Origin of the sequence: Pseudoalteromonas sp. SG43-6 (genome assembly GCF_014164365.1) — a bacterium.
In the GTDB taxonomy this organism is placed as follows: Bacteria; Pseudomonadota; Gammaproteobacteria; order Enterobacterales; family Alteromonadaceae; genus Pseudoalteromonas; species Pseudoalteromonas rhizosphaerae.
This window is the reverse complement of sequence record NZ_JACJEZ010000065.1, coordinates 1-22,763: the sequence shown is the minus strand read 5'-3', so window position 1 is coordinate 22,763 and position 22,763 is coordinate 1. Positions and strand designations below refer to the sequence as shown.

26 protein-coding genes are annotated in these 22,763 nt (G+C 41.2%); 18 read left to right on the top strand and 8 right to left on the bottom strand.

The features are described 5' to 3' along the window. The 5 genes from H5201_RS23580 to hslR all read right to left on the bottom strand — a co-directional run. A partial coding sequence (locus tag H5201_RS23580; RefSeq protein WP_220491369.1) for a winged helix-turn-helix domain-containing protein occupies window positions 1-116 on the bottom strand: 116 nt, incomplete at its 3' end. A gap of 274 nt (window positions 117-390) precedes the next feature. Beyond that, the gene (locus H5201_RS20130) at window positions 391-567 is read right to left on the bottom strand and encodes a hypothetical protein (RefSeq protein WP_182719499.1); all 177 of its coding nucleotides are present in this window, start codon (window positions 565-567) and stop codon (window positions 391-393) included. 269 nt (window positions 568-836) lie between these two features. Beyond that, window positions 837-2,375 carry a phosphoenolpyruvate carboxykinase gene (locus tag H5201_RS20125; protein ID WP_149983375.1) on the bottom strand — a complete coding sequence of 513 codons (1,539 nt, stop codon included), beginning with the start codon at window positions 2,373-2,375 and terminating at the stop codon, window positions 837-839. 265 nt (window positions 2,376-2,640) lie between these two features. Then, entirely contained in the window at window positions 2,641-3,486 is an 846-nt protein-coding gene (gene hslO / locus H5201_RS20120) for an Hsp33 family molecular chaperone HslO (protein WP_149983376.1), read from the bottom strand. A gap of 12 nt (window positions 3,487-3,498) precedes the next feature. After that, window positions 3,499-3,921 carry a ribosome-associated heat shock protein Hsp15 gene (hslR, locus tag H5201_RS20115; protein ID WP_404676548.1) on the bottom strand — a complete coding sequence of 141 codons (423 nt, stop codon included), beginning with the start codon at window positions 3,919-3,921 and terminating at the stop codon, window positions 3,499-3,501. Window positions 3,922-4,126: 205 nt separating this feature from the next. On the opposite strand from hslR, the gene gspC reads away from it, so the two are divergent. The 13 genes from gspC (at window position 4,127) to H5201_RS20050 (ending at window position 16,153) form a co-directional block, all read left to right on the top strand. Next, a complete protein-coding gene (gene gspC, locus H5201_RS20110) occupies window positions 4,127-5,074 on the top strand; it encodes a type II secretion system protein GspC (protein ID WP_182719498.1) in 948 nt (315 codons plus the stop codon). 23 nt (window positions 5,075-5,097) lie between these two features. Next, a complete protein-coding gene (gene gspD / locus H5201_RS20105) occupies window positions 5,098-7,161 on the top strand; it encodes a type II secretion system secretin GspD (protein ID WP_182740661.1) in 2,064 nt (687 codons plus the stop codon). Further along, window positions 7,154-8,713: a type II secretion system ATPase GspE gene (gene gspE / locus H5201_RS20100; protein WP_145242764.1), complete on the top strand. Its 1,560-nt coding sequence runs from the start codon at window positions 7,154-7,156 to the stop codon at window positions 8,711-8,713. Before gspD ends, gspE begins: the two co-directional genes overlap by 8 nt. 2 nt (window positions 8,714-8,715) lie before the next feature. Beyond that, complete coding sequence (gene gspF / locus H5201_RS20095; RefSeq protein ID WP_145242766.1) at window positions 8,716-9,951, top strand: type II secretion system inner membrane protein GspF; 1,236 nt, start codon at window positions 8,716-8,718, stop codon at window positions 9,949-9,951. 74 nt (window positions 9,952-10,025) lie between these two features. After that, window positions 10,026-10,445: a type II secretion system major pseudopilin GspG gene (gspG, locus tag H5201_RS20090; RefSeq protein WP_145242768.1), complete on the top strand. Its 420-nt coding sequence runs from the start codon at window positions 10,026-10,028 to the stop codon at window positions 10,443-10,445. Window positions 10,446-10,494: 49 nt separating this feature from the next. Continuing rightward, the gene (locus H5201_RS20085; protein WP_182762286.1) at window positions 10,495-11,097 is read left to right on the top strand and encodes a prepilin-type N-terminal cleavage/methylation domain-containing protein; all 603 of its coding nucleotides are present in this window, start codon (window positions 10,495-10,497) and stop codon (window positions 11,095-11,097) included. Next, window positions 11,097-11,474 (top strand): type II secretion system minor pseudopilin GspI, encoded by a 378-nt coding sequence (gspI, locus tag H5201_RS20080; protein ID WP_145242773.1) that lies wholly within the window; start codon window positions 11,097-11,099, stop codon window positions 11,472-11,474. Before H5201_RS20085 ends, gspI begins: the two co-directional genes overlap by 1 nt. Beyond that, window positions 11,475-12,098, top strand: coding sequence for a type II secretion system minor pseudopilin GspJ (gspJ, locus tag H5201_RS20075; RefSeq protein ID WP_182785263.1), 624 nt, complete (start codon window positions 11,475-11,477; stop codon window positions 12,096-12,098). Beyond that, entirely contained in the window at window positions 12,088-13,077 is a 990-nt protein-coding gene (gspK, locus tag H5201_RS20070) for a type II secretion system minor pseudopilin GspK (protein ID WP_145242776.1), read from the top strand. The genes gspJ and gspK overlap by 11 nt, the downstream gene beginning before the upstream one ends. Next, entirely contained in the window at window positions 13,074-14,282 is a 1,209-nt protein-coding gene (gspL, locus tag H5201_RS20065) for a type II secretion system protein GspL (RefSeq protein ID WP_182768225.1), read from the top strand. The genes gspK and gspL overlap by 4 nt, the downstream gene beginning before the upstream one ends. Next, entirely contained in the window at window positions 14,279-14,752 is a 474-nt protein-coding gene (gene gspM / locus H5201_RS20060; protein WP_182719493.1) for a type II secretion system protein GspM, read from the top strand. Before gspL ends, gspM begins: the two co-directional genes overlap by 4 nt. A gap of 3 nt (window positions 14,753-14,755) precedes the next feature. Continuing rightward, the gene (locus tag H5201_RS20055) at window positions 14,756-15,514 is read left to right on the top strand and encodes a type II secretion system protein N (protein WP_145242782.1); all 759 of its coding nucleotides are present in this window, start codon (window positions 14,756-14,758) and stop codon (window positions 15,512-15,514) included. Window positions 15,515-15,532: 18 nt separating this feature from the next. Further along, a complete protein-coding gene (locus H5201_RS20050; protein ID WP_182785262.1) occupies window positions 15,533-16,153 on the top strand; it encodes a UPF0149 family protein in 621 nt (206 codons plus the stop codon). A gap of 2 nt (window positions 16,154-16,155) precedes the next feature. On the opposite strand, the gene H5201_RS20045 is transcribed toward H5201_RS20050, so the two are convergent. Together H5201_RS20045 and H5201_RS20040 are read right to left on the bottom strand one after the other, a co-directional pair. Continuing rightward, complete coding sequence (locus H5201_RS20045; protein WP_182719490.1) at window positions 16,156-16,359, bottom strand: hypothetical protein; 204 nt, start codon at window positions 16,357-16,359, stop codon at window positions 16,156-16,158. Further along, entirely contained in the window at window positions 16,359-16,718 is a 360-nt protein-coding gene (locus tag H5201_RS20040; RefSeq protein ID WP_145242788.1) for a hypothetical protein, read from the bottom strand. Before H5201_RS20040 ends, H5201_RS20045 begins: the two co-directional genes overlap by 1 nt. A 291-nt stretch (window positions 16,719-17,009) precedes the next feature. Between H5201_RS20040 and ccoG the strand changes: the two genes are divergently transcribed. From ccoG to H5201_RS20015, 5 genes are all read left to right on the top strand, one after another. Further along, on the top strand, window positions 17,010-18,440 hold the full coding sequence (gene ccoG / locus H5201_RS20035; RefSeq protein WP_182740664.1) for a cytochrome c oxidase accessory protein CcoG: 1,431 nt from the start codon (window positions 17,010-17,012) through the stop codon (window positions 18,438-18,440). Window positions 18,441-18,504: 64 nt separating this feature from the next. Beyond that, window positions 18,505-19,482 (top strand): serine/threonine protein kinase, encoded by a 978-nt coding sequence (locus H5201_RS20030; RefSeq protein WP_149983388.1) that lies wholly within the window; start codon window positions 18,505-18,507, stop codon window positions 19,480-19,482. A 29-nt stretch (window positions 19,483-19,511) separates the two neighbouring features. Next, the gene (locus H5201_RS20025; RefSeq protein ID WP_149983389.1) at window positions 19,512-20,135 is read left to right on the top strand and encodes a thiol:disulfide interchange protein DsbA/DsbL; all 624 of its coding nucleotides are present in this window, start codon (window positions 19,512-19,514) and stop codon (window positions 20,133-20,135) included. Between the two features lie 34 nt (window positions 20,136-20,169). Then, on the top strand, window positions 20,170-20,808 hold the full coding sequence (locus H5201_RS20020) for a thiol:disulfide interchange protein DsbA/DsbL (RefSeq protein ID WP_149983390.1): 639 nt from the start codon (window positions 20,170-20,172) through the stop codon (window positions 20,806-20,808). Between the two features lie 65 nt (window positions 20,809-20,873). Continuing rightward, the gene (locus H5201_RS20015; RefSeq protein ID WP_145242799.1) at window positions 20,874-21,323 is read left to right on the top strand and encodes a DUF523 domain-containing protein; all 450 of its coding nucleotides are present in this window, start codon (window positions 20,874-20,876) and stop codon (window positions 21,321-21,323) included. A gap of 5 nt (window positions 21,324-21,328) precedes the next feature. Here H5201_RS20015 and trmA read toward each other — a convergent pair whose 3' ends face one another. Further along, window positions 21,329-22,429, bottom strand: a complete 1,101-nt coding sequence (gene trmA / locus H5201_RS20010; RefSeq protein WP_145242801.1) for a tRNA (uridine(54)-C5)-methyltransferase TrmA — start codon at window positions 22,427-22,429, stop codon at window positions 21,329-21,331. Window positions 22,430-22,763 lie beyond the last annotated feature (334 nt).

Genomic DNA, 22,763 nt, shown 5'->3' with positions numbered 1-22,763 from the left:
TTAGAACGGCTTGTGATCCAGCTAAACCCACGCTTCTTGAGCAGTTTGTAAATATGATCGGTGTGATATCTTATGTTGAACTGGTCATAAATATACTGAGCAATATCTTCCCCCATTAGTCTGCCGCCTTCTGAAGAACTTGCTGACTGTTTTACATAATCTGACAGTGTGTCGAGTTGTAGTGAGGTTAATATAGCCGGGCGGCCCTTAATCGGTTTGTTGTTCAAGCAGCAACGCGATTGTTAAGGTAGTTAGAAGTTGCTTGGATTCTTCTAAGTTCAATTTAGTAAAAGTAAATAAGTATCGGTGCGCTAATTAGATCACATAATTTGGCTGATTGGTATTAGTCATAGAGTAACGCTTTTTAGTTTTGTATCTAAATTTTTGGAGCTAATTTGTAGAGCTGTCAAGGATACTTACAACAGCCTCTAAAATTGCAGACTCAAGAATACTGTTAGAAGGAACGTTACTTGGCTTTCCAGCAGTTTTATTATCAAAGCAATCAGGGCTTATGCCTAAATCATCATGATTTGACTTATCAATATAAGCTAAATCAGCCTGTTCCATGCACTTCGCTGAAGCATTATTCGAAGGTGTGCTACATGCTTGTATGAGAGTGCAAAGTAGGCAGGTGCTGGCTAGTTGTCTCACAATCATATTTCAGTCCCATCTAAATTTTGCTTAATGATTGCACTTAATACTTGAATTCAAGAATGCAAAAGTCGCGATATGGGAAAGTTCGTTCTATGGTAATTGGCAAGAGGCTTGATAAACGCCAGTAGATCAAAAACGCCAACTCAAGGTTGGCGTTTTAATTATGAAGCTAAAGTAAGTAATTAAGCTTTAGGCCCAGCATTTTTGATTTCATCTGATACATCGTATTTAGCGAAGTTTTCAGTGAAGTCTGCTGCAAGTTTGGCCGCATATTCGGCGTATTTAGCTTTATCTTCCCAAGTATTGATTGGGTTAAGTAGCTCGCTGTTAACGCCTGGTACTGCAACTGGTACGTCTAGGTTTAAAACATCAATATGTTGAGTTTCAACGCCAGCCAGTTTACCTGATACGATTGCATCAACAACAGCGCGGGTAGTTGGAATATCAAAACGCTTACCTGTGCCGTAAGGACCGCCAGTCCAACCAGTGTTAACTAGGTATACCTTGGCGCCAAATTCACGTACACGCTTCATTAGAAGCTCCGCGTATACACCCGCTGGACGTGGGAAGAATGGTGCACCAAAACAGGTTGAAAATGTTGATTCGATATCGCTGGTAGAACCAATTTCAGTAGAGCCAACTTTTGCTGTGTAACCGCTTAGGAAATGAAACGCTGCCGCTTCTTCGCTAAGAATTGATACTGGAGGTAATACGCCGCTTACATCACAGGTTAAGAATACCACTGCTTTTGGCTCGCCTGCACGGTTCTCTACTTTGCGTTTTTCAACGTGTTCAAGCGGATAAGCTGCGCGGCTATTTTGCGTTAGGCTAGTATCATGAAAATCAGGAACGCCTTTGTCATCAAGGACAACGTTCTCTAGGATAGTTCCAAAGCGGATTGCATCCCAGATAACAGGCTCATTCTTTTGTGAAAGGTCGATACACTTAGCATAACAACCACCTTCGATGTTGAATACACTGCCAGGTGCCCAGCCGTGTTCGTCATCACCGATTAAAAAGCGAGTTGGATCGGCGGATAAAGTTGTTTTACCGGTACCAGATAGACCAAAGAATAATGCTGTATCGCCAGCTTCACCTACGTTAGCTGAGCAGTGCATTGGTAGCACGCCTTTTGCTGGTAGTAGGAAGTTTTGCACTGAGAACATTGATTTTTTCATTTCACCGGCATAACGCATACCTGCAAGCAATACTTTACGTTGTGCAAAGTTGATAATTACTGTGCCATCACTGTTAGTGCCATCACGTTCTGGGTCACAAACAAATGAAGGTACATTCATTACCTGCCATTGGGGTAAATCAGATGCATTATAAGATTTAGGTTCGATAAACATATTTTTGGCAAAGATATGATGCCATGCAGTTTCTGTTGTAACAACAACAGGTAAATAATGCTCAGGATCAGCGCCTACTTCAAGGTGAGAGATGAAGTGGTCGTTGCTCTGCACATGTGCTTCTACACGTGCCCATAAAGCGTCAAATTTATCTGCATCGAAAGGGCGATTTACATTACCCCATTGGATTTCATTTTCAGTACTTGATTCTTGAACAATAAAGCGATCTTGTGGTGAACGACCAGTACGACGACCAGTGTTAGCAACAAAAGCTCCATTGGCGGCTAAAGTCCCTTCGCCACGACGGATCGCGTGTTCGACAAGTTCAGCTGCAGTTAGATCGACAAAACGAGTAGCGCTTGAAGTCATGTTTATACCTAAATTGTGTGAGATTGAACGGGATAGCTCTGGGGTTCTTGTTTCCCTTTAAGCTGTAATTATAGTAACAGATGGATTAGGGATATTCGAGCTTATCAAAGGCCTAAAAACACATATATTTAGTAAAAAACATGAATAATTTCAATGATACCGGTGTCATAAAAGTAATACAATTCATGACACCGGTATCAATTTTTGGCATAAAAAAACCGCAATAAATGCGGTTTGAATTTTGTTGGTTTTTTGAACGATTAGATTAGTTGAAAATACTTTTCACATCTTGTTCATTAAAAACGTAATCTTTTAAGCAATAATGGCAGCTAATTTTTACCTCACCATTTTCAATAACGTCATCTAATAAAGCTTGTTGACCTATATTAACGAGCGCAGTGATGGTTTTTTCTCTACTACAACCACATTTAAACTGGATTGCTTGCGGCTCGTAAACACGCGGATTGTCTTCATGATAAAGTCGAGTAAGCACAGTGGCAGCATCAAGCTCTAACAACTCTTCAGCTTTAATCGTATTGCTGAGTGCTTCAAGGTGAGTAAAGTCAGTAATCGACTTTTCTTTATTTACAGGTAACACCTGTAGTAGTAAACCAGCAGCTTTAGCATGACCTTGTGTTGTATCAGTTGCAAACCATAGACGTGTTTGTAGTTGCTCTGATTGTGCAAAGTAGGCTTCAAGACATGCTGCTAACGTGTCATGCTCAAGCGGAACTATACCTTGATAACGTTCACCTTTAGTTGGGGTGATTGTCAGTACCATCACACCGTTACCGATTAGTTCCTGGATGGTTGAGCCTGTTACTTCACCTTGCAGGCGGGCAATACCGCGCATATTTTGTTGATGATCACCGTTGATAACCGCATATTTTACCGGGCCATCACCTTGCAGTTGTACTGCTATATCACCTTCAAACTTTAATGTAGCTGTAAGTAGGCAGGTTGCGACCAGTAACTCGCCCAATAAAGCTTGCACTTGCACGGGGTAATTGTGATCGGCAATCATTTCATTATAAGCTTGCTCTATTTGTACGAGTTCGCCGCGGACGTCTAGTTGATCAAATGTATAACGATGAAGTAGATCTTGTTGCATGAGTGGCTTTACCTAACTTGATTTCATTTTTAAAAGTTCGCGTCTTTGCTTTTTATCTGGTTTACGGTCCGGATGAGGAGCAAAAAAGCTATTATTCTTGCGCGCGATGCTATTGGCTTCGCGTTTTTCGATACTTGCATCAGATTCGTGATACAAGGTTTGAGCAATGGGGGCACTTAAGCGTTTATCAAGCAATTTAAGTACAGTGATAACTTTTTCGTCAACTCCTTGAGCAAGTTTGATCACGGCATCTAGTTCGACTATTTTACTAGGTTTAGTGCGCTGGCCATTATAATGTACTTTGCCACCTTGCACCATGTCCCGTGCGATGGCGCGGGTTTTATAAAAGCGTGCAGCCCACAACCATTTGTCTAAACGGATACTAATAGTTTCATCTTTTGACGTGGTATTACGGGTGTTACTTTTTGACACAATTATACTCAATTAAAAGCGCGGCTCTGTAAGGTAAAATTTAGCATGAAACTTACCAACAAAGAAATAGTCGAAGTTTTTTACACTCAGCTTGAACGTTAATTTACCTTGTTTACAAAGTTTAATATTAGTGCGCTTGTTGAATGAAAAATGAAAAGGTACTATAGGCCAGCGATGAAACAGCAAATTAAAATAAGAAACGTCATTTATGGAACAGCGATTACAGCAGCTAAAACATTTAGTAAGTAAATTACCCCACGCTAAATTGAGTTGGGCAATAACGCTTTTAGCCGTTGTTTACATTGCCTTTTTAGCAGCGAAACTATTTTGGCTAACATGGCCAGCCCCGGTTAATTCGAGCCTTTCTCCAAGCTATATTAATAGCGTTACAGGTAAACCTGAACGGGTTAATACGCAATCAATTTTAGCACAAAACTTGTTTGGTAAAGCCGACGCAGCGCCTAAAAAACCAGCAAGCAAACAAACTCAAGTCATTAACAATGCGCCAGAAACTCGATTAAGCATTAATTTAACTGGTATTGTTGCAGTCAGTGGCAATGATCAAACAGGCTTGGCAATTATTGAGTCTCAAGGCCAACAATCAACTTATTTAGTAGATGATGTTGTACAAGGCACTCGCGCTAAGCTTGCTCAAGTATTACCTGATCGAGTAATTTTAGATGTCAGTGGCCGTTTTGAAACGTTAATGCTTGATGGCGTGGATTTTACCAAAACAGTATCAATGCCAGTACTTGCCGAACGTGAAAGTGATGAACCTGAACTCGATGAAGGTCCGCAAATGGACAGTGACCGTCAGATTGATGTAACAGCAAATCAAGAAGTAAAAGAAGCAATTATAGAGACCCGAGAAGAATTGTTAAAAGATCCCGGTAAACTATTTGACTATATTCGAGTATCTCAGGCTATGAAGGATGGTGAGCTTATTGGCTACCGTTTAAGCCCAGGTAAAGACCCTGCATTATTTACGCAGATGGGGTTACAAAATAACGATTTGGCTGTATCGATTAACGGCTATCAATTAACAGATTTAAAACAGGCCATGTCAGCCATTAATGAGCTGCGTAATAGTACCGATGCGAACATTACAATTGACCGTGATGGCGAGCAGATTGATGTGCAATTTAGCCTGCAATAACTTAGCTTTGGAGTTTTAATATAATGGTTCACGCGCTACACCTCAAAAAAATCAGAAAAGGGTTAGCTAAGTACGCAACACTTTTTTTTGTGGCTAGCTTATCTCTATCGGTGTCTGCCGTTGAGTATGCTGCAAACTTTAAAGGGACCGATATCAACGAGTTTATTAATATCGTTGGTAAAAATCTGAATAAGACCGTCATTATCGACCCGAACGTACGTGGTAAAGTAAACGTACGCAGCTATGAATTGATGGACGAAGCACTTTATTATCAATTCTTTTTAAATGTGCTAGAAGTTTACGGTTATTCAGCTGTTGAAATGGATAACGGCATATTAAAGATTGAAAAAAGCTCTGATGCTAAAAAATCAAACGTACCGTTAGTCACTGAAGACGACCAAGCGCGCGGTGATATGATGATCACTCGTGTCGTACGTGTAAAAAATGTTAGCGTACAAGAACTAGGTCCATTAGTGCGTCAGTTTAGCGACCAAAAAGATGGCGGTCATGTTGCCAACTTCAACGCAGCAAACGTCATGATGTTGACCGGTCATGCTGCCTCAGTAAACCGACTTGTTGAAATTATTCGCTCAGTTGACCAAGCCGGTGATAAGCGGGTTGATATTGTAAAGCTAAATTTTGCCACCGCTGATGATGTGGTATCTGTGGTTGATAATATTTACAAAGATAGCGGTAAAGGCAGTATCCCCGAATTTTTGATCCCTAAAGTCGTTGCAGATGGCCGTACTAATAGCGTGATTGTTAGTGGCGAAGGCCAAGCAAGAACGCGTGCTATTGAATTAATTAAACGCCTCGACGGTGAGTTACAAAGCCAAGGCAACACTAAAGTAATTTACCTTAATTACGCTAGCGCTGAAGATTTAGTGAAAGTGTTGCAAGGGGTTAGCAAAACGCTTGGTGAAGAAGGTCAAGGTGGGGCAACTAAAACCCGTAGCCGCAACCAAAACGAAACCAGTATCGAAGCTCACCCAGATTCAAACTCATTGGTCATTACTGCTCAACCTGACACTATGCGTTCATTGGAGTCAGTGATTGAACGGCTTGATATTCGCCGTGCCCAAGTACTCGTTGAAGCAATCATTGTTGAAGTAATGGAAGCTGATGGGATTAACTTTGGTCTGCAATGGATTTCAGAGCAAGGCGGTATGATGCAGTTTAATAACGGCACAACCGTTCCTGTTGGTTCTTTAGCTGTAGCTGCTCAGCAAGCTCGTGATAAAACAATTACTGATAGCGTTGTAGGCACTGACAATGCAGTAGTTACTCCTATTAAGAAAACTGTAGAAGGTGATCTTGGCCCGTTAGGTGCGTTGTTAGGGGGCATCAATGGATTGGCTATGGGGATTGTTAAAAACGATTGGGGCGCGATCATTCAAGCAGTCTCTACTGATACTAACTCAAATATTCTTGCTACGCCTTCGGTTACCACCATGGATAACGAAGAAGCATCGATGATTGTCGGTCAAGAAGTGCCGATCATTACTGGCTCGCAAACGGGTTCTAATAACTCTAATCCATTTCAAACTGTTGAGCGTCAAGAGGTGGGTGTAAAACTTAAAGTAACGCCACAAATAAATGATGGTTCAGCTGTACAGTTAACCATTGAGCAAGAAGTATCTGGCGTGAGTGGTACTACTTCGGTGGATATATCTATTAATAAACGTGCCATTAAAACCACGGTTATGGCTGATGATGGCGGCATGGTTGTGCTTGGTGGTCTAATTGATGAAGACGTGCAAGAAAGCGTCTCAAAGGTACCAATATTAGGTGATATTCCTATCCTTGGTCACTTATTCCGCTCAACCAGCACCAGCAAGCGTAAACGTAATTTAATCGTGTTTATTCGCCCTACCATTATCCGTGATGGCATTAAAATGAATAAATTGAGCCACAGCAAATATAACTTTATCCGTGGTGAGCAGTATAAACAAAAAGAAGATGGTATTGATTTAATGCCTCTAACCGATGTGCCAATCCTACCTGAGTGGAATGATGCATTAGTATTACCGCCAACGTATGAAGAATACTTAAGACAGCAAAATACAGATGAGCGCAATAATGACTGATGCAATCACTGAGATCACCGCAGAGCCCTCACAGCCGCTAAATAATAGCGAGCTGATGACCAGTAACGATTTAGTTGAACTGCCTAATAAGCGGCTACCATTTTCATATGCACGACGTGCAGGCATGTTATTAAGTAAAAATAATGATGACCGGGTGGTGTTCTATCGTGGTGAGCTTAACATTGATGCATTGTTAGAAGTGCGCCGCATTGCTGGGCATGGCTTTACGCTTGAACACTTAGCTGATGACAAGTTTGAGTTGTTATTAGAGGCATCGTATCAACGCGATAGTTCTGAAACCCAGCAAATGATGGAAGACATAGGTAACGAAGTTGATTTATTTTCACTGGCTGAAGATATGCCGCAAACGGAAGATTTGCTTGCCGGAGATGATGATGCACCAATCATTAAATTGATCAATGCGATGCTCAGTGAAGCGATTAAAGAAGGCGCGTCAGATATTCACATCGAAACCTTTGAGCAAGAGCTAGTGATCCGCTTTCGGGTTGATGGCGTGCTTAAAGAAGTGTTAAAGCCGAATCGTAAACTCGCTTCATTGCTAGTTTCGCGTATTAAAGTAATGGCGAAACTCGATATTGCAGAAAAGCGTATCCCGCAGGATGGTCGTATTAGTTTGCGTATCGCAGGACGTGCCGTTGATGTTCGGGTATCAACCATGCCATCAAGTTTTGGTGAGCGGGTTGTACTGCGTTTACTTGATAAAAATAACGCGCGTTTAAATCTTGAAGATTTAGGTATGACGCTGCGCAATCGTGAATTGTTCTCTGATTTGATCAGTAAACCGCACGGAATTATTTTGGTGACCGGTCCAACTGGTTCTGGTAAAAGTACCACGCTTTATGCGGGCATGAGCCAAATTAACTCTCGCGATCGTAATATTTTAACGGTTGAAGATCCAATCGAGTATGAAATCCCAGGTATTGGTCAAACTCAGGTAAATACTAAAGTTGATATGACCTTTGCCCGAGGCTTACGGGCAATCTTACGTCAAGATCCTGATGTAGTAATGGTTGGTGAAATACGTGACCTTGAAACCGCACAAATTGGCGTGCAAGCCTCACTTACAGGTCACTTAGTGATGTCGACATTGCATACCAATACCGCAGCAGGTGCTATCTCTCGTATGGAAGATATGGGGGTTGAACCCTTCTTACTGTCATCTTCTTTGTTAGGGGTGTTATCGCAGCGTCTAGTGCGAACTTTATGTAAGAGCTGTAAAGAAGGTCATGTTGCAGATGAGCGCGAGTGTGAATTGCTCGGCGTACCATTTGTAAATCCGCCGACTATTTACCGAGCCGTTGGCTGTGAAGAGTGTAACTTTAATGGTTACCGTGGTCGTACCGGTATTCATGAATTACTGGTAGTTGATGAAACTGTTCGCGAACTTGTTCACAGTGGTAAAGGTGAGCAAAGTGTTGAAAAGTACATTCGCAAACATACCCCAAGTATTCGCCAAGATGGCTGTAGTCGCGTGTTAGCCGGTAAAACCACCCTTGAAGAAGTATTACGTGTAACGCGTGAGGAAGGTTAACAATGGCAGCATTTGAATATCGCGCGCTCGATGCTCGCGGCAAAGAGAAAAAAGGTATTCAAGAAGCGGATACCGCGAAACAAATTCGCCAATCATTACGTGAACAAGGTCTTACGCCGCTCGAAGTTGTGCCCGCCGCAGAGGGGGATAAACAAGTTAAAGGTGAAAAAAGCTCGCCATTTGGCAGCTTTTTTAAAGCGAAAATATCTACCTCAGATCTCGCTTTGATCACTCGCCAACTCGCTACACTCATTCAATCGGCGTTACCGGTTGAAGGGGCGGTAATGGCGGTGGCTGAGCAGTGTGAAAAGCCGCGTATGAAGCGTATGTTAATGTCGGTGCGTTCAAAAGTTGTTGAAGGTTATACCTTGGCTGATGGCATGTCTGAGTTTCCACATGTATTTGATAATTTATACCGCGCTATGGTAGCTGCGGGTGAAAAATCAGGTCACTTAGATGCTGTATTGAACCGTTTAGCCGATTACACGGAACAACGTCAACACATGCGTAGTCAAATCACACAAGCGATGGTGTATCCGGTGATATTAGTAATATTTGCCATTGGTATCGTTTCAATATTACTAGGTACTGTAGTGCCTAAAATATTGAAGACATTTGAAAAGTCAAAGCAGGTTTTACCTTGGACGACTGAATGGGTAATGGCTGCTAGTAACTATGTGCAAAATTATTGGTTCATTACTTTGGTGTTATTTACCGCGACAGTGATTGGTGTTAAACATGCGCTAAAACAGCCTAAGATCCGCTTTTGGTATGATTCGAAAATTTTGATGATGCCGGGCATTGGCAAAGTTGCTCGTAGTATTAATACCGCCAGATTTGCTCGTACACTGAGTATCTTGTCATCAAGTTCAGTGCCGTTACTCGAGGGAATGCGTATTTCTGGTGGCGTATTGATCAACGAGAAAATTAAAAAAGCAGTGGCGGATGCCGCAACCCGCGTTAGTGAAGGGGCAAGTTTAAGAGCGTCCTTACAACAAACAAAATTATTCCCACCGATGATGCTGCATATGATCGCCAGTGGGGAGAAATCAGGTGAGCTCGAGCAAATGCTAGAGCGTGCTGCAAACAATCAAGACCGTGAATTTGAAACCATGGTAAATGTCTCGCTAAAACTCTTAGAGCCTGCGATGATAGCGTCCATGGCGGTTATTGTATTGTTTATCGTAATGGCCATATTACAACCTATTATGGCAATGAATAAAGCGATTGGACTTTAACTATTTTAGGGATTTCGTAATGCATTTTTACCGTGTTACGATAGTTAATTATTAAGAACAACAGAGGTATGTACGTGAATAAACAAGCAGGTTTCTCATTACTCGAAGTTATGGTGGTACTGGTTATCATTGGCATGATCATGTCAATCGTGGCACCCAATATTATGGGTCAGCAAGAAGAAGCGGCACTTGATAAAGCGCATCTTGATATTCAGCAGCTTGAAGATGCTATGAGTCTTTATAAATTAAAGAACAAAGCGTACTTAACCACTGAGCAAGGCCTTGAAGGGTTAGTGACTAAAACTAGCGTAGAGCCAGTACCAAAGCGTTTTCCTGAAGGTGGCTTTATTTCTAAATTACCAGAAGATCCATGGGGAAATCCGTACCAGTTAATCAGCCCAGGTGAAGTTGGTAAATTTGATTTGTTTTCAATGGGACCCGATGGCGAAGTGGGTACTGATGACGACATTGGTAACTGGGATGAAGAAAAATAATAATGCATCTTAGTATAAAGGCGTTTTTATACCCAGCACCGAGCTTAGCATGATATTAAGTCGGACTAAGTTGCGCCTTGCAAAGCTAAAGTCACCTATGCGTGGCTTTAGCTTAATTGAAATTTTGGTTGTGCTGGTGGTGATCGCCTTCGCCACTAAAATGGTGGTATATAGTCTTGATGGCGGTGTTGAAGATGAATTGGACAAACAAGCACTGAGACTGCATACCACCATTAATATGGCTTCTGAATTTGCAATCTTAAATCAGCTTGAATTAGGTTTTCAGCTTGATAAAGATACCTTAGAGTTTTTAGTGTTTGATGGTGAAAAATGGATCACCTTCGACCGAGAAAAGCTGTTTGCGCCGATGACTGTTGATGAACGTCTTAAGTTGACACTTAATCTAGAAGATCTCGCATGGGCTCAAGATAATCTACTCGAGCAATCCAATTGGCGCGAGTTAATGAGTGGCGGTGATGATGATAGCTTACTCGAATTGCAAAAAATGAAAATCCCGCAAGTGCTAATTTTATCTTCTGGTGAGGTGAGCGCATTTCAACTTATCTATGAATTAAAAGATGAAAAAGAACCTGTGTATTTCATCGAAGGGGAATTTTCCGCACCGGTTAACTTACGCAGAGAGCCAGAATAATGTATCGCAGGTCTAAAGGTTTTACTTTACTTGAGGTTATGGTGGCGCTGAGTATTTGCGCCATGGCTGGGATTGCCGCCATGCAAGCGACAGCTGAGCATATTAATCATTTATCAAGCCTTGAAGAGCAAACCTATGCCTCTTGGGTGGCTGAGAATGTAATGATTGAACAGCGTACTCTCGGCGATAAGTGGCAAGGCAAAAATGGCGCAAAAGGCACGGAAACAATGGCTGGTATAGAATGGTATTGGCGTCAAGATACCGAAGCGACAGCAGATAAAAGTTTTGTAAAAGTGACTATTAATGTATTTAGCGATGAAAAGTTAGAGCACTCGGTTTATGAGCTCATCAGCTATTTAAATAAAGGTAGCAAATAAGTGAAGCAGCGCGGTTTTACACTATTAGAAGTGATGGTAGCGCTGGGGATTTTAGCATTCGTCGTGTTAGCTACTCACCAAATTCTTGATTCGACCACCAAAGCGAAAGATGCATCAGACGAAAAAATTGCAGAATTGAATGGTTTGCAAACGACCTTTAGGTTAATGGATCAAGATTTCAGCCAAATGACTAAACGTGCCGTGCGCAATGAAGCCGGTGATGTGCAAGAACAATATCTACTTGCTGGGCGTTACACCATTAATAGCCAGTATGATGGTATTGCCTTTGTGCGAGATGGCTGGGTAAACCCAATTAATTTGTTACCGCGCTCAGAGCTACAAACAGTGGGTTATCGTGTTATTGATGACAACCTTGAGCGTATATATCGGGTTTATGTTGATCAACTCGATAACCTTGAGCCGCGAGTGCAAGTTATTCTTAAAGATATCGAAGATCTTAAATTTGAATTTTTAGATGAAAAAAATGAATGGCAAGAGCAGTGGCAGGGCAAGGCATTGCCAAAAGCTGTGGCGGTCACATTGCAACAAATTGATGAAGAACCAATAAGACGCGTTTTTTTAGTACCAGGTAACGGAAAGGCGGGAGGTTTAAGTGAACCATAAATCTCAACATGGTGCCGCGCTTATAATTGTCTTGTTTATTGTTGCTTTGGCATCAATTCTAGCCGTAGAGATGAGTGCTAATTTGCTTGTTCAAGTTCAAAAAAGTACCAACATACAAGGTCATCAGCAAGCAAAATGGTATGCCTATGCAGCAGAAGAGCTGGCTATTAAAGCGTTATTACAAAGCAAAAAAGATGACCCTGAAAAAACCACTTTAAAACAAATTTGGGCGCAACAAGGCGATATTCCTTATCCGGTTGATAATGGTACCTTGCAAGGCAAGATCACGGACTTACAGGCTTGTTTAAATCTCAATGCATTACGTGTTAAAGCGCCACAAGCGGGTAGTACTGATAAAACCAATCCTGCGCACACCGCGTTATTAGCGCTATTAGAAAATATTGAGGACTTACCAGCAGAAGAGTCGGAAGAAGCCATGGCTGACAGTGTTTACGACTGGCTCGATGAAGATAGTATTACTTATCGTTCTGGCGCTGAAGAAGATGAGTATTTATCGCGTAAATCACCATATATGACAGCGAATAGTTTTTTTGCATCAAGCTCAGAGCTGCGTTTGGTTAAAGGGTTTAATCCATTAGTGATGGAAAAAATCTTGCCATACGTATGCGTGATCCCAGGTAGCGAATTGTTAGCAATTAATGTCAATACAATCGCTCCTGAACAGGCATTATTATTGAGTGCATTGATTGATGGTTTGAGTGAGTCAGGTGCGCAAAGTGTGCTATCAGTCCGGCCAGAAGAAGGCTTTAATAATATTGAAGAATTTTTTGAACAAGTGAATCAACAAGGGGCTCAAAATGTTAAGTCTGTTGAAAAACTGTTCACCATAAATAGCGAATATTTTAAACTACAAGCGCAGGCTAAATTTGTCGATCTGCGTTTTTCGATGACCACATTACTGCATGCCAAAGATGGCGAAGTAACTATACTGGCGCGAAAATTTGGAGGCGTACAGTGACAGAAATACTGTTGATCCGCACGGGTCAAACTCAACAAGAAAGTATTAATTGGCTGATTTACTCACCATTAGAACAAGAAATAATTGCCAGTGGCGGATTGCCGAACGCTGAGCAACTGAGTGAGTTAGTTGAAAAAGCACAGAATCGTGAAGTTGTGGTATTACTGCCATGTGATCAGGTGCAACTAAAAACCGTAATCCTGCCGACCAAATGGAATCGTAAGCTTGAGCAAGCGCTCCCATATATGCTCGAAGAAGAGATTGCATGTGACGTAGATGACTTATTTATCGCGATTGCTGAGCCTACTATGGTCGGTGACAAGCACGCCATTAAAGTTGCCATGACTGACCGAGAATGGTTTGAAACTTGGTTAGCTGTATTTGCTGAACATGAAATTGCAGTGTTAAAACTGTTACCCGATGCATTATTGCTTCCTACTGCGGAACATGAGGGATTAAGCGTTATTGAGCTTAATAACCAATGGCTATGTAAGCAAGGCTCATGGCGGATAAGTGCTGTAGAGCAAAGCTGGTTGGCTGAGTATTTAACTGCTTTAGGTCACCCTGATGTTGCACATTACAGCCCTGCCTCGCAATTTCCAGAAACGGTTAATCTTACGGCGCATACCGATGCTTATGATTTGCCGCTGGCGTTATTTGCTAAACAATTACCTGAGATAAGATTCAATCTTCGCCAAGGCCAATATCAACTGAAAAAGAAAAGCGCATTATGGTGGGCGTATTGGCAAGGTGCCGCCATTGCAGCGAGTGTCGCGTTAGTTGGCTCTGTGGCAGTAAAAAGTCTTGAATTGTATCAGTTAAATAGTGAGCTTGAAGTCGCTAAAACACAAGTGGTTGAGCGCTATCAAACGGCCTTTCCGGGGAAAACAGTTCGTCCGCATTTGATTAAAAACCAAATTCAGGGTGAATTGGCTAAATTAGAGGGTGGCAGCAGTGCCGGATTCCTAGATTTAACGAATGAGCTGGTGGGGGTATTTAGCCAAGTGCAAGAGTTTACTCCTGAGACATTGCGTTATGATCAACGTCGCAATGAACTTAGAGTTCGTGCTCGCGGAAAAGATTTTCAAACCTTTGGCAAAGTTAAAGCAATTCTTGAACAACGCGGATTAACTGTAGACCAAGGCTCATTAAATAATGATGGCGACTTTGTAGTCGGTGAAATAAAACTACGAGGTGCTGCATGAAACAACAACTTTTAAAACATTGGCGTGGCTTAAAAGAGCAAGAGCAACAGTTAGTGATGGTCGCTGGGGTTATTTTTGTTATTTTTATCTTAGTTATGGGTATTTTTAGACCACTAAACAACGCGATAACTGAAGCTGAAAAAAACCAAGTTAAACAGCAAGAATTATTAGCGTGGGTTGATAACAGTATTGTTAAACTCAAAGCGGGTAGTGCGCGTGCAGTTACAAGTGACCAAAACTTGAGTCAAATAGTTAATGCTAGCCGCGCTCGCTACGATATAACCATAAGCAAAATGCAGCCTAGCGATAATTCATTAAGATTAACCATCGACTCGGTACAGTTTAATAAGCTCATAGAATGGCTTGATGAACTGGTAAACACTAAAGGCGTATTGATTGAAAATTTAGATCTCAGTCGCGATGATAAACCAGGCTACGTGCGCGTTAGCCGACTGGTATTAGAGAAGTAAAGAATGAAAAAAATAGCAATTCTTATAGTAATATTTTTCTTCGGTTTTATCTTTTTTGCACTATTAAAAACGCCAGCTGCAGTTGCGCTTAATTTAGCAAATCCTTATCTACCTAAAGATCTGCAAATAGGTAAAGCATCGGGTAGCATTTGGCAGGGTAGAATCATGCAGCTGCGCTATCAAGATGAACAGATTAATAATTTAAACTGGGATATTTCTGGTTGGGCATTATTCACCGGACAGCTTACAGGCAGTGTAAAGTTTGGTGATCCGCGACAGACCAGTGAACTATCAGGACGCGGTGACTTTAGTTATGGTTTGCTTGATCAAGTAGTTGCATTAAATGATGCTACATTGCGTTTGAGTGTTGAACGTGCGATGCAGCGTTTGCAGTTGCCATTACCTATTAATGCTAAAGGCAGAGTAATTGTTGAGTTAGATGAATATCTCTCAGGAGCGCCTTATTGTGATGCATTAAAAGGTGAAATCGCCAGTCCAAACATCGATGTGCAAGGATTGTCTGGCTGGTTTAGCGTTGGTCCATTAAGTGGCAAGTTAAGCTGTAAGTCGGGCGATATAGCCGTGTTAGTTGATCCTGAAAACCGCTTAGGCTTAGCGGCTGATGCAACCTTAAAAGCAAACATGGACTTTAAAGTGGCTGGATATATCAAGCCAGAAGCATCACTACCAAAAGAAGTACACGATGCCGCCAAATTTTTAGGCCGTGCAGATAGTGATGGCCGTTATCCATTAAATTTTTAAACAAGGCTGAATTGTTTTATGCAAATTCCTGAATTTACACAGCAACATGGCCAGCAGTTAAGTACGTATTTAGCGAGCCGCAATGGCGCCATGACATTTGTGCAGAGCCAAGGTTACTTATTTGCGGTTATTTGCTCTCCTGAGCCATTAGACGTACACGAGTGGCTTGAACAGATAGTGCCAGATACACACGGCCAGCTAGAAGAACAAACATTATTTGCATTTATGGCTTTGTATCATCAGATCAGTGAGCAAGTTTATGAAACAGGTTTTAAGCTCCCTGTAAGTTTACTGGTGAGTGATCAAGATGACAGCTACCTAGATTTGCATGAATGCCAGCAATGGTGTAAGGGTTTTGTTCAGGGAGCACAGGTGTATATTGATAAGCTAATGCAAGCTGATGCACTGACAACAGACTTAACTGATGCATTGCAAACCGCTTACGCCAGTTTAGGCTTTTTTGCTTTAGAGCCCCAGCTTATCACAACAATTGCCCAGCAAAATCAGCTTAGTGAAATACAACTATGCCAGCAACAGTATGAACTAATGGGAGATTTTGCATTAGGATTTGCTGAGTTAATAGAAATTATCGCTGTGCAAAGTGGTTTGTACGCAGATGAAGAAGATGGTTGGAGTTAGCATTATGCTAAATCCAACACAATTTCAGTACAGCCCTTAGGGCATTTAGCAATCCCTTGGCCGGGTTGCTGAGTCTTTAAATCTAACGTTAATATGCCTTGGCATACTTCACATTTAACCGTTTGTCCTTTCGCCAGCTTCTTCAGTAGGTTTTTATGTTGGTTAAACGATGCGCTGCTTTTTTTTGTTAAAGCTGAAAAATCCACTATTTACCTCTGCGCTCAGCCAATGATGTTGAGACGATGTCACACACTGTATTTAAACGATCTTCGTAAAAATATAGGTTGAGATCTTTACTGCGGCAGTAACGAGTATGGAATAGCTGCAGCTGTTCATCAGTTTGCATGGTTTCTTCTAAATACTCTAACTCGCTTTCTGAAAGTGTTAGTTCTGACTTGATGCGGTTTTTTGCCATGCTCGCAGCGGGTCCACGGTTAATGTTGCTAGCACTACTTAATAGCCCTACACCTTCTCCTAATAACTTTTCTCGAGGTTCTTTTATCATTGGATGATCAATTGTGAATAACGCAAGTATCACTACAACTAGTACAAGGAATTTTTTCATATGTGAGTAAACTTTGATCTGAACGGGTACGAATTAGACACCAGTGTAATAAAATGCACCTTTGTAAAGCAAGCAAGTTAGGTGAATAAATTATTATCAATGAATATCAGCTTTTTTGAGGAGAGTTGGTATAATGACAGAGAACAATTAGATTTTTCAGAAATCTCTGAACTTTTACAGCACAGTAGTTCAGTTTGCACTATTTTTAAATGTAAGCTTAGTTGTTAGCTATCTAAATAGCGTTATATGATTGTTTGACTTTCATTCTCCAAGCGGCGTTGAGGAACTTCGATGGACAAGCAAATAAAAGTAAAAAATATTCCTAGTGAGGTCAAGATCGAAAAGCCCGATCTCTATGCTCAACAGGATAGATTTAATCCCCGCAATCGCATTTATGTACGTGCGGTTAAAGGGTTACATCAACTATTAAGACAGCGCATTGGTTTTCTTGGTATGTTGGCGTTCATGGCGCTGCCATGGATAAACTTTAATGACCAACAAGCTGTGTTATTTGACCTCATTGGTCAAAAATATAACATTTTTGGGCTAACTCTATGGCCACAAGATTTTACTATTCTTGCTTTTATTCTGATGCTTGCTGCATTCGCGTTATTCTTAGTGACCACCTTTTACGGTCGGGTTTGGTGTGGCTATACGTGCCCGCAAACAGTCTGGACGTTTATTTTTATTTGGTTTGAAGAAAAGTTCGAAGGGACAGCGAATCAACGTAAGAAGCTTGATCAGCGACCAATGGACTTTGATAAATTTTGGCGTAAGACAGCCAAGCATACAGGTTGGATAGCTTTTTCTTTATACACCGCACTGACCTTTGTTGGTTATTTCACACCTATTCGTCAGCTGTTACCGGATTTTGTTACTTTTGATGTAGGTGGCTATGCGCTGGTTAGCATTATCGTATTTACTGTATGTACTTATGGTAATGCTGGTTGGATGCGCGAAATTATGTGCTTGCATATCTGCCCGTATTCGCGCTTTCAATCTGCAATGTTTGATAAAGATACCTTCACAGTAAGCTACGATGAAAAACGTGGTGAAAATCGTGGGCCACGTAGTCGTAAACAAGATCGAGAAGAGCTTAGCTTAGGTGACTGTATTGACTGTAATTTGTGCGTACAAGTATGCCCAACAGGGATCGATATTCGCAATGGCCTGCAAGCTGAATGCATTAACTGTGGCGCCTGTATCGATGCCTGCGACGGAGTAATGGATAAGATGAATTATCCGCGCGGGCTTATCTCATATACCACTGAGCGTAACCTAGAAACGCCAGAGAATAAAACCAATCCTCTGCGCGCTAAGATTATTGGTTATATTGTTATATTAGTGGTGCTCAGCGCAGCGCTGGTAACGAATATTGTAATGCGTAAGCCAATGGACTTAGATATTATTCGCGATCGAAATCAACTCTATCGAGTCGATTTTAATGGGCTTGTCGAAAATACCTACACACTTAAAGTGATCAACAAAGCACAATACGAGCAAACCTTTAATATTAAGGTGGCAGGACTGGAGAACTTTAAGTACATAGGTAAGCAAACTTTTACCGTGCAAGCGGGCGAATCGCACAACGTGCCATTATCATTGGTGATGGATCCGTATGATTTGAAAGCGCCTATGACCGAGTTTAATTTTGTATTATCGCCAGTGGACAATCCAAGTTCACAAATTTCGCAGCCGAGTAACTTCTTTAAAGCGCGATAGTTAAGTACACTGATAACAAATAAAAAGCGGGATTTTCCCGCTTTTTTTATAATTGATGAGAATTATGAGTAAATTTAGTTTTGTTGACCTCACCCCAGATTCGATTTTAGATGCGGTCGAAAGTATTGGTATTTACGCAGAGTCTGGCTTATTAGCACTGAATAGTTACGAAAACCGTGTCTATCAATTCAAAGCTGAAGATGGCCTACGTTATGTGGTGAAATTTTATCGTCCCGAGCGCTGGAGTAAGGCACAAATACTCGAAGAGCATAGCTTTGCATTTGAATTGGCTGATGCTGAAGTGCCTGTAGTTGCGCCGATACAGCGTAATGGCGAAAGCTTATTTGAGCATAATGGTTATCTATTTACTTTGTTCCCAAGTGTCGGGGGGCGCATCTTTGAAGTTGATAATCTTGATCAGTTAGATGTGTTAGGACGCTTGATTGGTCGGATGCATCAAGCAGCTAAAGCGAATGTTTTTAGCGAACGTCCGGTCATAGGGTGTGACGAGTATCTAGATACAGCTAAAATTCAGTTACAAAACAGTAATCTGGTGCCTAGCAGTTTAACTACTGCGTTTTATACTATTTTAGATATGGTGATCGCTAAAACGAAATCGCTTTACCAGCAGGTGGATACTATACGTTTACATGGTGATTGCCATGCCGGTAATATTCTGTGGGCCGGTGATGCGTTGATGTTTGTTGATTTGGACGATAGTCGTCAAGGGCCTGCGATTCAAGATTTATGGATGATGCTCAGTGGCGATCGAAACAATCAACTGTTACAGTTAGATACCTTAGTGGCTGCCTATGAAGAATTTTGTGATTTTGATCACACTCAACTCAAATTAATTGAACCATTACGCGCAATGCGTATGATTCATTATATGGGGTGGCTAGCTAAACGTTGGGAAGATCCGGCATTTCCGCGGAACTTTTCATGGTTTGCTGATGACAAATACTGGGAGCAACAAATTTTAGCGCTGAAAGAGCAGTATTCTGCACTTCAAGAGCCGCCGCTGAAGTTGCTGCCTAACTAATTATTAAAAATATCTGAAACGAGAGTCCAATGCTTAAAAAACTAAAATTGAGTTTACTACTGCTATGTTTACCTTTTGCTGCGATGGCCGCAGATTTTAAAGCTGGTGAGCACTATGACGTACTAAAAATTGAAAAAAGTAAAACCTCACAAGTAACAGAGTTCTTTTCATTTTATTGTCCGCACTGTTTTAAGTTTGAAGCTGTAGCTAAAGCAATGGAAAAAAGCTTGCCTGCAGGTACTGAGTTTGTAAAAAACCATGTCAACTTTTTAGGTGGTTTAGCGCCAGAAGTGCAAAGTAATTTGAGCTATGCGTATATCATCGCTAAACAGCATAACAAAGGTGAGCAAGTTGCAGATCAAATGTTTGACAGCATTCATATAAAACGTGCTCCACTCAATAACATTAAAGACGTTAAAGCATTACTTGCAGTAAATGGTATTGATAACGATACCTTTGATAAAGATATTGCCAGCATGCCAGTGATTGCGGCGGAAAAGGCCATGCAAGACAAGCAAAATAAGTTTTCACAAATGGGAGCCTTAACCGGTGTACCAACGTTTATCGTTAATGATAAATACAAAATCAATATCAATACCATCAAGAGCCAAGAGCAGCTTGATGAGTTAGTTGCCTTTTTATTACAACAATAAGCTATTAAAACAATAATTTTTGGAGTTTTTACCGATGATCAAATTAGTTAAAGCAGGACTAATAGCGTTGACGCTTGGGTTTGCTACAAACGCCGCCGCGATTCAATATGACGAAGGGACGCATTATGAAACGATTGATGCACGCGCAACTAAAAAGCCAGAAGTTAAAGAATTCTTCTCATTTTACTGCCCACACTGTAATGTTTTTGAATCAATTGTTGCTGAATTAAAGCCGCTACTAAATGAAGGTATTACTTTTAAGAAAAGCCATGTTGACTTTTCGGGTCCGCGTAACCCAGAAATTCAAACGATGTTAGCACAAGCTTACGCTACGGCAACTGTATTACCACAACAAGATGCACTAATTAGCGCTATTTTCAACCATATCCATGGCAAGCGAGCAAACATCAATGAGCTTGCTGATATGAAAGATATCTTTGTTGCTCAAGGTGTAGCTGCTGATGATTTTGATAAGTTTTACAACAGCTTTACAGTAAGAACCAAGGTATCCAAAATGAAGCGTGATCAAGAATATTTTAAACAAAAAGGTGCTTTGAAAGGTGTGCCTACCTTTATTGTAAACGGTAAGTACCGTGTTATTGTTGGTGGTGATTCAGGTATTAAAGATGCTAAAAGTATGGCTGATCTAATTAATTACTTAGCTGCTAAATAGAGCGGTTTAGTGTTTATTGTAAAAAAGCTCCGTACGCGGAGCTTTTTTGTTGCAGGTGGTAAGAAATGCATAAAATACTGGTTTCAAGTTGCTTACTTGGTGCTCCCGTGCGCTACGATGGTAGCGGACAACAGTTACTCCATCCGCAGCTAATCGCATGGCAGCAGCAGGAACGTATAGTCGCTTTTTGTCCTGAGATTGCTGGTGGTTTATCCACTCCTAGAGATCCTGCTGAAATCGTCAACGGTAAAGTGATTACCAATACTGGTGATGATGTGACACCGGAATTTCAGCTAGGTGCAAAACAAGCATTACGCCTTTGCCAACAGTACAATATTCGTTTTGCGCTATTAAAGGAATCAAGTCCTTCTTGTGGTCGTAATACAATTTACGATGGCTCGCACAGTGGTATTAAGGTGGTTGGAATGGGATTAACGGCTTCGCTATTAGAAAAGAATGGTATTAAAGTCTTTAGTGAGCAGCAAATGCCAGCGCTAGTAAAAGCACTGGCATAGATACTTTACAATTTACGTTGTAAAAATACCCCTGATTCAATGTGGTGGGTATATGGAAATTGGTCAAAAATCGCAAACCGTTTAACTTCATGAGTGCGAGTTAGGTGCTCTAAATCACGCTCAAGCGTATCAGGGTTACATGAGATATAAATAATACTCTCGTAGTTAGCCACCAAATCACATGTTAGTGTATCCATGCCTGCGCGCGGCGGATCAACTAAAATGGTCTGACAATCATAGCTGCTTAAGTCAATCCCTTCTAAACGTGAGAAGGTTCGTTCGCCTTTCATAGCTTGAGTAAACTCTTCGCTCGACATACGAATGATATCTAAGTTAGTTACGTTATTTTTAGCAATATTATACTGCGCTGAGTGTACTGACGATTTAGAAATTTCGGTTGCTAATACACGATTAAACGAACCAGCTAAGGCAATTGAAAAGTTACCGTTACCACAATAGAGCTCTAGTAAATCATTTTTTAGTGGTTTACATAAGTCTTGTGCCCACTCCAGCATCTTAATGTTTACTTTAGCATTTGGCTGCGTAAAGCTGTTTTCAACTTGTTGGTAAATAAGTTGCTGGCCATTAACTGTTAAACGCTCAGTAACAAAATCATCACCGAGTACTTCTTTTTGTTTGCGAGCACGCCCAATAAAATCAATTTTAAAGCGCTCACTCAATGATTCTTTTAGTGACTTGATAGCTGCTAGCCATTCTTCGTCGAGTGGTTTGTGATAAAGCAGACTCACTAAAATCTCACCGCTTAAACTAGAAAGATAATCTATTTGGAATAATTTACGACGCAAGACTTCACAGCCTTTAAGATTATCGATCATTGCCTGCATTACTTCCCCAATTAGCGGCGCTGCAGGGTCAAACACATCGACTCTGATTTTGTCTTTGGTGGCTTGATCAAACATAATGTGAAATAACTCATCGCCATCGTGCCATACTCTAAATTCAGCGCGTTGACGGTAATGAATTGGCTCAGAGGCAAAGACTTCTAATTGTTCAACACCAAAGCGTTGGAATTGCGCAATGATACGTTGCTCTTTTTCATTTAACTGTGCGTCGTATCCTGTTGTATCGATCTTTATAACCGCCATTACCTACTACCTTATTTCATTATGCTGTTTATCGGCGCTATTGTAGGGGGCAGGGATTATTTGTCTAGGGTCTGTTTATCTTTCTAGGTTAATTTTGCAGCTGTGCGTTTGGTTTTTAGGCAAGGCAGAGCCTATGTAGTGTGGTTATTCCCCATAAATAGGCGATAACGTAGCATAAATGCCAAACGCGCGCTGCCCGAAGGGTTCTGCCTAGGGGCGATTAACTCTTTGTTACTTACATGGATGTAAGTAAGGGGCGTGAGCAGGACGCGGAAGCTTTGCTCAATTTTTACTTAGCCCACTAGGTTACAAATCTCGCGCCGTGATTAAATCG

What these genes read in the sequence shown, in the direction of transcription:
- H5201_RS20130 (WP_182719499.1), bottom strand. Translation starts at nt 567, where the DNA reads ATGGAACAGGCTGATTTAGCTTATATTGATAAGTCAAATCATGATGAT.
- H5201_RS20125 (WP_149983375.1), bottom strand. Translation starts at nt 2,375, where the DNA reads ATGACTTCAAGCGCTACTCGTTTTGTCGATCTAACTGCAGCTGAACTT.
- hslO (WP_149983376.1), bottom strand. Translation starts at nt 3,486, where the DNA reads ATGCAACAAGATCTACTTCATCGTTATACATTTGATCAACTAGACGTC.
- gspC (WP_182719498.1), top strand. Translation starts at nt 4,127, where the DNA reads ATGGAACAGCGATTACAGCAGCTAAAACATTTAGTAAGTAAATTACCC.
- gspD (WP_182740661.1), top strand. Translation starts at nt 5,098, where the DNA reads ATGGTTCACGCGCTACACCTCAAAAAAATCAGAAAAGGGTTAGCTAAG.
- gspE (WP_145242764.1), top strand. Translation starts at nt 7,154, where the DNA reads ATGACTGATGCAATCACTGAGATCACCGCAGAGCCCTCACAGCCGCTA.
- gspF (WP_145242766.1), top strand. Translation starts at nt 8,716, where the DNA reads ATGGCAGCATTTGAATATCGCGCGCTCGATGCTCGCGGCAAAGAGAAA.
- H5201_RS20085 (WP_182762286.1), top strand. Translation starts at nt 10,495, where the DNA reads ATGATATTAAGTCGGACTAAGTTGCGCCTTGCAAAGCTAAAGTCACCT.
- gspI (WP_145242773.1), top strand. Translation starts at nt 11,097, where the DNA reads ATGTATCGCAGGTCTAAAGGTTTTACTTTACTTGAGGTTATGGTGGCG.
- gspM (WP_182719493.1), top strand. Translation starts at nt 14,279, where the DNA reads ATGAAACAACAACTTTTAAAACATTGGCGTGGCTTAAAAGAGCAAGAG.
- H5201_RS20055 (WP_145242782.1), top strand. Translation starts at nt 14,756, where the DNA reads ATGAAAAAAATAGCAATTCTTATAGTAATATTTTTCTTCGGTTTTATC.
- H5201_RS20050 (WP_182785262.1), top strand. Translation starts at nt 15,533, where the DNA reads ATGCAAATTCCTGAATTTACACAGCAACATGGCCAGCAGTTAAGTACG.
- H5201_RS20040 (WP_145242788.1), bottom strand. Translation starts at nt 16,718, where the DNA reads ATGAAAAAATTCCTTGTACTAGTTGTAGTGATACTTGCGTTATTCACA.
- ccoG (WP_182740664.1), top strand. Translation starts at nt 17,010, where the DNA reads ATGGACAAGCAAATAAAAGTAAAAAATATTCCTAGTGAGGTCAAGATC.
- H5201_RS20030 (WP_149983388.1), top strand. Translation starts at nt 18,505, where the DNA reads ATGAGTAAATTTAGTTTTGTTGACCTCACCCCAGATTCGATTTTAGAT.
- H5201_RS20025 (WP_149983389.1), top strand. Translation starts at nt 19,512, where the DNA reads ATGCTTAAAAAACTAAAATTGAGTTTACTACTGCTATGTTTACCTTTT.
- H5201_RS20020 (WP_149983390.1), top strand. Translation starts at nt 20,170, where the DNA reads ATGATCAAATTAGTTAAAGCAGGACTAATAGCGTTGACGCTTGGGTTT.
- H5201_RS20015 (WP_145242799.1), top strand. Translation starts at nt 20,874, where the DNA reads ATGCATAAAATACTGGTTTCAAGTTGCTTACTTGGTGCTCCCGTGCGC.
- trmA (WP_145242801.1), bottom strand. Translation starts at nt 22,429, where the DNA reads ATGGCGGTTATAAAGATCGATACAACAGGATACGACGCACAGTTAAAT.